Source organism: Martinezella rhizogenes, assembly GCF_000799715.1.
Classification (GTDB): domain Bacteria; phylum Pseudomonadota; class Alphaproteobacteria; order Rhizobiales; family Rhizobiaceae; genus Rhizobium; species Rhizobium rhizogenes_C.
Window position 1 is genome coordinate 1 of record NZ_JUHG01000010.1, and the last position, 1,301, is coordinate 1,301.

Here is a 1,301-nt window from a genome sequence, read left to right on the forward strand (position 1 = left end):
TGGATTTCGACGGCCGACGAGCCGTTATAGCGTTCCAGACGCGGCGAACCATAGGTCCATTCGCCGCTGGAGAAGGCCGAGAACGGCACCATGTCACCACCGGAATTGCGGATATACCAACGGCCGAAATCCTCCGGCTGCATGCGGAAATCCTGGTAGGCCTGGACGTAGACAGGCTTGACGCGGCCACGATCGATGAAGTCGTTGACGTAGGTGCCACCCCAGGCGGTCGACAGCGTGGAGTCGATATCCGCCAGGCTGATATTCAGAGCGCTCGCCTTTTCCTGATCGATATTGACCGAATATTGCGGCGTGTCCTCCTGGCCGTTCGGGCGGGTGCCGAACAGTTTCCCACTCTTGCCAGCGGCGGCCAGCAATTGGTTGCGGGCGGCGATCAGGCTGGCATGGCCGGCGCCGTTGATGTCCTTGATGAAGAAGTCGAAACCGCTCGAACTACCGAAACCGGGAATGGCCGGTGGTGCCAGCGCGAAGACGCTGCCGTCCTTGATCTTCGAGAAAGCGCCCATGGCGCGCCCGGCGATCGCCTGCGCCTTCGATTGCGGGGTTGAACGCTCCGCGAAGTCCTTTAGCCGGACGAAAACGATACCGACATTCTGACCTTGGCCGCTGAAGCCGAAGCCGGCGACGGCGAACGCGCCTTCGACATAGTCCTTCTCGTTGTTGAGATAATAGTCCTTCACCTGATTGAGCACAGCCCAGGTCCGCGACTCCGCGGCGCCTGGAGGGAGCTGGATTGCAGTCAGCAAGATGCCCTGGTCTTCATCCGGCAGGAACGAGCTCGGCAAGCGATTGAACAGGTAAGCGACGGCGCCGCCAATCAGCACAAAGATCAGCAGGAAGACGGCACTCCAGCGCATCATGCCGTGAATGCTGCTCTGATAACGAAGCGTCGCGCGCTCGAAATTGCGGTTGAACCAGCCGAAGGCGCCGCGTTGCTTCGAACCATGCTCAGGCGCCTTCAAAATGGTGGCGCAGAGTGCCGGCGTCAGGATCAATGCGACGATGACCGAAAGCACCATCGCCGAGACGATCGTCACCGAGAACTGCCGGTAGATGACGCCGACAGAGCCGGAGAAAAAGGCCATCGGGATGAACACGGCCGACAGCACCGTCGCGATGCCGATCAAGGCACCGGTGATTTCCTGCATCGACTTGATCGTCGCCTCACGTGGCGACAATCCCTCCTCCTCCATCACGCGTTCGACGTTTTCGACGACGACGATGGCGTCATCCACTAGCAGACCGATCGCCAGCACCATGCCGAACATCGTCAATGTGTT

General features: G+C 60.2%; 1 protein-coding gene. It reads right to left on the reverse strand.

The features are described from left to right. Positions 1-1,301: efflux RND transporter permease subunit (locus EX00_RS03905; RefSeq protein WP_047454363.1), on the reverse strand; the 1,301-nt coding region annotated here is incomplete at both ends.